The organism is Moorena sp. SIO3E8, assembly GCF_010692445.1.
Lineage (GTDB): Bacteria > Cyanobacteriota > Cyanobacteriia > Cyanobacteriales > Coleofasciculaceae > Moorena > Moorena bouillonii.
On the sequence record NZ_JAAHHM010000021.1, the window covers coordinates 115,589 to 125,137 of the forward strand.

Sequence of the window (9,549 nt, forward strand, 5' to 3'; positions counted from 1 at the left end):
CGGCTTAATGTCCTCAGTGGCTCATCCATCCCATCAGCGTGCTCGGTTAATCTCAAGCTAGATGGGTGGATGAAGGGCAAAGGGCAAAGGCTAAAGGGGTGGATTAGATCATGATTTTTCTTACCAATCAATTTGTCTTACGAATCAAACCGATTTGTATTTGACATTAGACCCCTCTAGCTCTAATATATCCAGATTTTCTGGGGATGACAGAGATGATGACAAGTTTATTCACTTGAAATTTGCGTTCCCGTAGCCACGACCGGGCGAGCATTGCTTTGTTTATCATCACCTTCATGCATCAAACTCTACACACTAAGTGTTAACTCAACCCAATCCTTCAACCACTGGATGGAAGTAAAACGCTAGTCCCAATACCACATAAGCTGCTAATAGCAACACTCCTTCGAGCCAGTTTGACTTACCATCAGAACTAATCGAATTAGTAATCAACACAGCTACGGCTACTGCTACCAATTCAAAGGGATTAAAATCCAAATCCATCGGCTGACCCATAAACCACCCAGCCAAAACTAACACTGGCGCAACAAATAGGGCAATTTGCAGACTAGACCCTACGGCTACGGAAACTGAGAGATCCATCTTATTCTTCATTGCGACAGTTACCGCAGTGGCGTGTTCTGCTGCATTACCAATTACGGGCAGTAAAATTACTCCGGTAAACAGCGCTGTTAGTCCTAACTGTGATGTGGCAGATTCCAAGCTATCCACCACAAGTTCTGACTCTAGAGCCACTAGCAGGGTAACCACTACCAAGACTCCCACCCACAACCAGATATTAGGCAGATGTTTAGATTCGGAACTGGCAATTTCACCCTCCTCTGTTTCTTCTAACTCCATTTCCGCGATTCCCACATCAAATAGATAGGTGTGGGTTTTCATGGAAAATAATAAAGTTAGCCCATAAACCAGAATTAAAACTAGGGCAACTGCTACTGAAAGCTGTTGTAATGTAGATTGAGGAATACCAATGGATGTGGTATCCATTGCTGTTGGTAGCAACATGGCAATCACTGCTAGGTTCATTGAAGAGGCATTCACCCGCGCCACAATGGGCTGAAACTCCTGTTCTTTGTAACGCAATCCACCCAGCAGCATCGCAAATCCCATCACTAGGAGTAGGTTACCGATGATGGAGCCAGTGATGGTGGCTTTAACCACTTCTACTAACCCAGCATTCAGGGCAATTAGGGCAATGATTAATTCTGTAGCGTTGCCAAAGGTGGCATTTAATAACCCTCCTAGGTTTGGACCGAGCACCACAGCGATTTCTTCTGTGGCTGTTCCCATCCATGCTGCTAAAGGAATAATTGCTAAGCAAGAGGTAATGAAAATAACCGCCGAGTTCCACTCTAGAAATTCAGCGGCTACTGAAATGGGAATAAACAGTAGGAAAATTGACAAAATTTGGTTTTTGGTGAGCATCTAGGTTTCTTTACCTCAAGAGATTTACTATTCTATTTAGTTTGGGGGACTAGGGCAGTATCGAAACGGGCTTGGTCAATCCCTCTTGCCATCCCCCCGTCTCCCTAAGCTGTCACGCCCCTAAGCTGTCACGCACTTAATTTTTGGGTTGAGACTGATGGGGAGATGAGGAGATGGGGAGATGGGGAGATAGGGAGATGGGCGGATGGTTTGACGGTTTCTTTCATAACATGAAAAGATTAAATTTGGATGCGTGTTAGCTGATCAACTTAGAGAGATAAATTAGATAGTCAAGTAGCTTACGCTGTAGCTGGTGTGCTCAATAAAGCTTTTCGATACTCAACGATTTCTCAAGCGCATCAGTCCTAGGGTATATTTTTTAACCATAGAAATTTGCTATGATCTGGTTAAGATTGATAAGATTACCGCAATTTCCATAAACTGATTAGAATTACTTGAATTAAACCTTGCAGTTGCATTAATAATTGTGTTAAGCATTTAACGTTTGTCCTAACTATCCGCTACTTTTGTTCGTTACTGCCAAACCAGTATAAGTTTGCTCAAGGGTATTCGCTGCCGGGCCCCAAACATTACGTTCTGGGGTTGGGTTAGCTGTCTTGCTGTTTTTTTGAATGCATATTCCCATGACTTCAGTAGCTGAACTGCTAGTTTTACAAGCTGAGGAAATAAAGTCCACTGCTAAGTCCACTGCCAAGATAAAACACTACTCGACGCTCAACAATGACTCCCTAGATACGGCCACCGGTGTCTATATTACTATCCATGGTCATTTCTACCAACCGCCTCGGGAAAACCCTGATCTAGATACCATTGAGCGTCAGCCTACTGCTGCTCCGTTTCATGACTGGAACGAACGGATTTACTATGAGTGCTACCGCCCCAATGCCTTTGCCAGGGTATTAAATGACCAAGGGGAAGTGATAGATATTGTCAACAACTATGACTATTTGAGCTTCAATATTGGTCCAACCTTAATGTCATGGCTGGAAGATTACGATCTCGAAGTGTATCAGCGGATTCTGGAAGCGGACAAGAAGAGTTGCGTACGCTTAAATGGTCATGGGAATGCGATCGCTCAAGTTTACAACCACATCATCCTTCCCTTAGCCAATGAACGGGACAAATACACCCAAATCCGTTGGGGAAAAGCGGACTTCCGTTCCCGCTTTGGTCGTGAACCCGAAGGGATGTGGCTGGCGGAAACGGCAGTAGACTATCCCACCTTGGAAGCACTGGTAGCAGAAGATATTCGGTTTATTATCCTAGCCCCTTCCCAAGCTCAACGTTGCCGCCCAATTCCCAGTGAACACACCAGTGAACACACCAGTGAACACAATAGTAATTCTCCATGGCAGGAAGTGGGAGGTGCTCAGATTGACCCTACTCGCCCTTACCGTTGCTTCCTCAAAAATGGCAAATTTATTGATATCTTTTTCTATGATGGCCCAATCTCCAGAGATATGGGCTTCAATGATTTACTCAGCAGCACTGAACACTTTGCCAAGCGTTTGGGTCAAGCAGTACGTGGGAATCATCGCAGTGCCCAGTTGATTGCTGTGGCAACGGATGGAGAAACCTTTGGCCATCACAAAACAGGCACTGAGAAGTGTATTGCCTACGCTTTTACCCATGAGTTTCCCCAGCGCAACTGGACAGTAACCAACTTTGCCCACTACCTTAGCTTTAATCCCCCCACTTGGGAAGTGGTACTGAAGCCAGTAACAGCCTGGAGTTGCTCCCATGGGGTTGACCGTTGGCAAGATGATTGTGGCTGTGGTGGTGACGGGAAGTGGCACCAAATGTGGCGTCGTCCCCTGCGAAATGCCATGGATTGGTTACGGGATGAATTGATTCAGGTATATCAAGACAGTGGTAGCCAATTCTTCCAGGACCCTTGGCTAGCGCGGGATGAGTATATCCAAGTGATTCGGAACCGTTCCCCAGCCAATGTAGACAGTTTTCTGGAGCGTCATAGTACTCACCCACTGACGACCGCCGAACAAGTGGATGCCTTACGACTGCTGGAAATGCAGCATCATGCTCTGCTGATGTATACCAGTTGTGGTTGGTTTTTTGAGGAAATCTCTCGTCTAGAAGGGGTTCAGATTCTGCGCTATGCTGCCCGTGCTATCCAGTTAGCTGGTGATGTTGCTAAAGTTCAACTGGAAGAAGAATTTATCCAACGCCTTGCTCTAGCACCCAGTAATGTGGGATGCTTTAAAACTGGTGACCAGATTTATCAGCAACTAGTGGTGTCAGCCCAGGTTAGCTGGAAGCAAGTAGTAGCAGACTACGCCATTAGTTCCCTATTTAAGAAGTATTCCCAAAAAGACAAAATCTACTGTTACTATGCCCATCAGCAATATTACCAGCTAAAACGAATCGGGGCATTAACCCTAGCTGTGGGACAGTTACAATTGGCTTCTGAGATCACTAGGGCAAGTGGTGATTTTGTGTTTGCCTTGCTATACCTAGGTGGTTGGGACTTCCACTGCTGTATTCAACCCCTTGCTGAATGTCGAGGCTACCGCCAGCGGTTGGACACATTATTTAATGCCCTAGACCAAGGCAGTGCAGCCCACACAATTTTGGTAATGAATCAGCTGTTTGGGCAGCAACATTTTAATTGGCAGCATCTGTTTGCTGAAGAACGACACCGGATTATGCAGCTGTTGAGCCAGGAAACCTTGACCCGTTTGGATCAGCTCTATACCGAGGTTTATCGGGATAATTATAGAGCCTTGATCGCTTTCCATCAGGGTGGGTTATCTGTTCCCAAGGAGTTGCAAGTAGCAGCAGAAATTGCTATATCCAATCAGTGTATTACTGTGATTAGGGCATTAGATAGTGATAGCAGTGATCAGCAGGTGGTATGGAGTAGGTTGGCAGAGTTAGAAGCGATCGCAACAGCAGCAAATCATCTCCACTGTCAGTTGAATAGCATAGAAGTCAAGCAAACCTTAGAAAAGTTAATTTTGCGTACGCTCTGGCAAATTCTTTACGATAGTAACCCAGAGGACATGGAAGTTGATATTCAACGGCTAGAGAAAATGATTGATCTAGGCAATCAGCTCAATCTCAGCTTATCCTTAGATCGTTGCCAAGAACTTTACTTGGAGTACTTCCATAACCAATTTTTGCCTCAGCTGATCCAAAGCCAAGATTTAAAGAAAGATAGTAAAGATAGTGATAGCAATGGCAGCTATCCTTGGCTATGTAAAATGTGTACCTGTAGCACTTCTTTTAGTACTTCAGTTTCCCCAAGCCCCCTACTCAATTTGGGTCAAACCTTAGCAGTGGATCTCAGTGCTTGGATCACCAAGCTACCCTCACCAGGATAGGAGAGTATAGGTTGGTTACCGTGAATCCTCAACAGTTAACTATAGCGGTTAACTATACCGTTGCTATTACGGTTTGTGCTTAGAGAGCACACCCGCACCAAAGGCTCCTACTGCTAGCAGACTTAGCACCGACATCGGTTCAGGAACAGTAGTGCTAGGAACAAACGACATCGGTTCAAAAACATTAATGCTAGAAAAACCTGCTGCTCCATAGATCCTATTAATACCCGCGAAGGCGACATTTTGACTAAAAGTACCTGCTCCTGTGGTTGGATCGATGGTGATCTGTTGTCCATCAGCTGTGTAACCGAACAACGTTCCATTTTCAAAGAATAAGCCAAATATATCGCTAAAGCCGATACTACCAATTTCACTAGCTGTACCGTCATTAGCGATAGAGAACAAAATGTCAGAGCTGCCATCAACAGAGAGTGATGTGGCAAAAAATTGATTATTTACAGAATCGAATGCTATGTCGCCACTGCTGTTGAAGTTAGGAATTTTGGCCACTAATGATGCAGCCCCACTAGAGGTATCAATAGTATAAAAACTATCATCTCCAGCGCCGTAAAGGACTTTATCATCATCATCAGAAAACCCTAAAGCATTTATAAACGCAAAAAGGTAGCCAATTAGGGAGGATAAGCCTGTGCTTTTATCAATACTATACAAAGCGCTGGGAGTGACACCAAATAGCTCACCACTATTGGATAAAGCTATATCAAAAAAGGGGATATCGTTGCTGTTTAATGGTGTGAATTTTCCAGTTGAGGTATCGATTTTTCCAACTTCTCCATTGGCAGTAGAGAGGAATGATGCCGCCTGGGCTGTTCCGATTGTTCCTAGGCTAAAAACCACTGCCCCAGCTATAGCTATTGGTAATTTTTTCATGATAGTTTTATGCTGCAACTCTTAGATGTAGACAGTGACCTTACTCTGAAATTTGATATCAAGTCCGTTTGATTCCCTGGTTTATAGTCGGCTTTTTTTTGCCCTTTTTCCTTGATTACTCTTGTTTTAGACAATACTGATGCTACCGGACTTGAGATCAGTCAGATACTCCCAAGTAAGATCGGGAAACCTACAAAAGAGAAAATTATTTACCTTTTGCTTATGTTTATATTCATTAAATTTAACTAGATTTTTCTCTCTCGGAAACTAGGAATCGGTATGATTCACAAAATCCTTATTTTATTGAGTTATAAATTTTGCTTATACTAAGTATTAACTATTGATAAATTGTTGCTAAACTTTAAGACTTAACTATAGCGCTTACTTAGAGGATATCTGAAAAGTTTTTTGATACTGAATTTTGCCCCCCTAGCCCCCCAAATTTGGGGGGAACAAGAGTCAATTTGCTTCTAAAAGTCCCCCAATTTTGGGGGATTTAGGGGGCTTGGATGTAGCAAATGATACTTCTCAGACAACCTCTTAGAAAGTAAGCCCTGATGTTGATTAAAGTTAGCCTTGTGATCTCAAGGCTTTAAAAAATCAGCTTGAACAGCGAGCATCGTTAGTTGAGCTAAATTATATACGTTGAGCATCCAATTCGCATCAGGCGTAAGTATGAAAATTGATTAGTTAAACTTATAGTAATTTCCGAAATCCGTAGAGGGCTTAAGTTCACACAAGCTTAATATTAGTAATGGGTAATTGGTCATTGTAATTACTGGCTACTCATTACCCATTACCCATTACCCATTACCCATTACCCACTTGGGGATGTGATCACGATACCAAGGAGCTTGATATTAACCGAAAATTTACCGAGATGTTGAAGGGCGAAGTTCAGATCGAACCAAGTTCACTAAAGGGCCAAAAACGGAAACAGGCACGACCAATGACTTTGTCTTTACCTAGAAAACCCCAAACATGGGAATCGTTGCTATTGTTGCGGTTGTCTCCCATCACAAACAAGTAATTTTCTGGCACCTGCACCAGTCCCATCTGATAACTGGGAGGTTGGGCAATGTAGTCCTCGTCTAGAGGAGTACCGTTGCGATAAACTTTGCCATCTTTGACTTGAACCGTATCACCGGATGTGCCAATCACCCGCTTGATGAAAGCTTGGTCTTTTGAGTAACCCAAAATTTGTAATTGTGGCGGTATTTCAAACACAATAATGTCACCGGCTTTTGGGGTATGGAAACGGTAAGAGATTTTTTCCACCACTAAGCGATCGCCTACTCCCAAAGTCGGGTACATGGAATCCGAGGGAATGTAGCGAGGTTCTGCCACAAATACTCGAATCAATAGAGCTAAGGCTAGTGCGATCGCAATAATTTGGAAATTTTCCTGTACTTGCTTCCAAAATGGCGTGCCACCCTTGTCCGATTGTTGACTCTGAGCATCTGCTTGCTGCTCCTGAACAGATTCAGAAGATTCACTCGGTGCTGCTAATTTCTTTTTCTGTGCATCCATACAAGATTTAAATTTACAGACATTTAAATTGACAATACTGGGTATTGTGACCTCGCCCTTTCCCTAAACATCTTTCCTAGTTTGGCAACTCAGCCAGGATAACACGCTTGATTGCCCTTTTGTGAATTTGCGTTAGTTTAGGAGGTAAGTACTGTTGTTGGACAATGCCCGTGCTGTTTCCACACTCTGTCCTACGTGCGAGTTTAGCGGTTTGTCTTCTGGGTTTGTTGAGTGCCTGCGCCAACACTAACCTAGGTGACGCTTTGCAGCGGTCTTTGGGAGCAGACCCCACACTGAAGGATAACCCACCCAAAAACTTGGGTGGGCCATCTCCAAATAAGCCTCAAACTACTCCCCAGAAACCGAAGTCAGTACCGTTGCCAGAAGACTTCCCCACTGAGATTCCCCGTTATCAACAAGCAACCTTGGAACAAGTGGAACCCCTCAAAGATGCTGCTGGTCCAGGTAAGTTGACGATTTGGTCATCCCCTGACCCAATTAATTTAATTCAGAACTTTTACCAAAAGACCTTTGAGTCGGGAGGCTGGGAAGTCCTCGACCAGCCAGAGGATCAAGATGGTGGCACATTCATCGTCCGTCGTAATGACTTGGACGTTACCCTTTCCATTCCTTCTGGTGCCACTACTGGCAAATCCACCGCTGCCTCCTCATCAAAGCCCCCAGCGGTTGCTACCAACAGCAGTGTGACTACATTTGATATTCAGTACGTCCGGGATGGTAAGGATACCAAAGCTGAGAAACCACAACCATCCCAGAAACCAACACAAGCTGAAAAACCCACACAAGCTCAGAAACCACAACCATCCCAGAAACCCACACAAGCTCAGAAACCCACACAAGCTCAGAAACCACAACCATCCCAGAAACCACAACCATCTCAGAAACCAACGCAACCCTCTGAGGTTGCCAGTAAGCCAGCTCAGGTCAGGTCAGGAAAACCAGAGAAATTGACTGACTTGGATAAAGTCCCCCGAGATTTGCGTAAGTATGTGGCAGATTTGGCAAAATTGGGAGTCTTAACCCCAGACACGGCTAATCCAAAGACCAATGCTGATAGTCAAGGTACTCAGTTTGCCCCCAATCAAACCATAAGCCGCCGTCAGTATGCCCGTTGGCTGATGGATGCCAATAATCGGATCTATGCCAATCGTCCAGGATTGCAAATCCGTTTAGCATCCAACACTACTCAACCTGCATTTCAGGATGTGCCTCGTACCGATCCTGATTTTCCCTATATTCAGGGATTAGCTGATGCTGGATTAATTCCTAGTCCCCTCAGTGGCGATTCTACCGCAGTATTGTTTCGTCCAAATGCACCCTTGACTAGGGAAAAACTGATGTTGTGGAAAGTGCCTCTCGATACTCGTAAAGCCTTGCCCAAAGCCTCTATTGAAGCAGTGAAAGAAACTTGGGGCTTCAAAGATACCGCCGAAATTGACCCGAAAGCATTGCGAGCCGTCTTAGCTGATTTCCGAAATGGCGATTTGGCAAATATTCGCCGAGTGTTTGGTTATACAATATTGTTTCAGCCTAAAAAACCAGTCACCCGTGCTGAAGCAGCAGCAGCGCTTTGGTATTTCGGTTCTCAGGGTGAAGGGCAATCTGCCAAAGAAGCATTGTTTCTTAAGCCTCAAACCAGTCAGCCATCAGGGGCACCAAAAGCTACGCCATCGAATTAGGTGCATAAAATTAGGTGCATAAAAAACGTAAGCATATGCGCTACGCGCACGCTACTTGAGGTGCTATCAGCATTCAGCTATCAGCATTCAGCTATCAGTTATCAGCTATAAGTTATCAGCTATCAGCTTATGGGCTACTTGAGGTGCTACTGTTCGCGCAGCGTGCCCTTAGCGCAATCGGTGCTTTTGAATAAAATAAGCACCTCAAGTAGCGTAGCCTACGGCTGACGGCTGAATGCTCACTAAAAAACACTTTAAAACAGCTTTTATAGCGGTTTTTAGCCTAATGAGGTACATAGACTTTTTGCCCTGTTCCCTCTTCCCCTCCTGGGAGGGGTTAGGGGTGGGTTTCTCTTCCCTGTTCCCTGTTCCCTATTCCCTGTTCCCTAAAACCAGAAACTCTGTACCTCACCAAATTGAAAACCGCTATAGTTGTGCTTAATCACAATTACTAACAGGTATTGTGATTGGTTAGTAATTACTGGTGATTGGTCTAGTGCAGCGCGGTAGAAATGCTTGAGCAGCTGCGGATAATGGTGAAACAGAAGGATGAACCGCTGACCCACTCGATGCTCAGCTCATCCGATTACACTCTTCACAACTAGGCTATGCCTAACCCC

At 44.5% G+C, this 9,549-nt stretch carries 6 protein-coding genes; 3 read left to right on the forward strand and 3 right to left on the reverse strand.

Translation table 11 applies throughout. The annotated features are described in order from the left end of the window. Nucleotides 1-327: 327 nt before the first annotated feature. A complete protein-coding gene (gene cax, locus F6K46_RS12085) occupies nt 328-1,446 on the reverse strand; it encodes a calcium/proton exchanger (protein ID WP_075896615.1) in 1,119 nt (372 codons plus the stop codon). A 632-nt stretch (nt 1,447-2,078) separates the two neighbouring features. On the opposite strand from cax, the gene F6K46_RS12090 reads away from it, so the two are divergent. After that, nucleotides 2,079-4,808 (forward strand): DUF3536 domain-containing protein, encoded by a 2,730-nt coding sequence (locus tag F6K46_RS12090; protein ID WP_293057540.1) that lies wholly within the window; start codon nt 2,079-2,081, stop codon nt 4,806-4,808. 66 nt (nt 4,809-4,874) lie between these two features. Here F6K46_RS12090 and F6K46_RS12095 read toward each other — a convergent pair whose 3' ends face one another. Beyond that, complete coding sequence (locus tag F6K46_RS12095; protein WP_293057537.1) at nt 4,875-5,699, reverse strand: PEP-CTERM sorting domain-containing protein; 825 nt, start codon at nt 5,697-5,699, stop codon at nt 4,875-4,877. 897 nt (nt 5,700-6,596) lie between these two features. Further along, nucleotides 6,597-7,229: a signal peptidase I gene (gene lepB / locus F6K46_RS12100; RefSeq protein ID WP_293057534.1), complete on the reverse strand. Its 633-nt coding sequence runs from the start codon at nt 7,227-7,229 to the stop codon at nt 6,597-6,599. A gap of 164 nt (nt 7,230-7,393) precedes the next feature. On the opposite strand from lepB, the gene F6K46_RS12105 reads away from it, so the two are divergent. Continuing rightward, nucleotides 7,394-8,929, forward strand: coding sequence for an S-layer homology domain-containing protein (locus F6K46_RS12105; RefSeq protein ID WP_293057531.1), 1,536 nt, complete (start codon nt 7,394-7,396; stop codon nt 8,927-8,929). Nucleotides 8,930-9,215: 286 nt separating this feature from the next. Beyond that, entirely contained in the window at nt 9,216-9,371 is a 156-nt protein-coding gene (locus F6K46_RS12110) for a hypothetical protein (RefSeq protein ID WP_293057528.1), read from the forward strand. Nucleotides 9,372-9,549 lie beyond the last annotated feature (178 nt).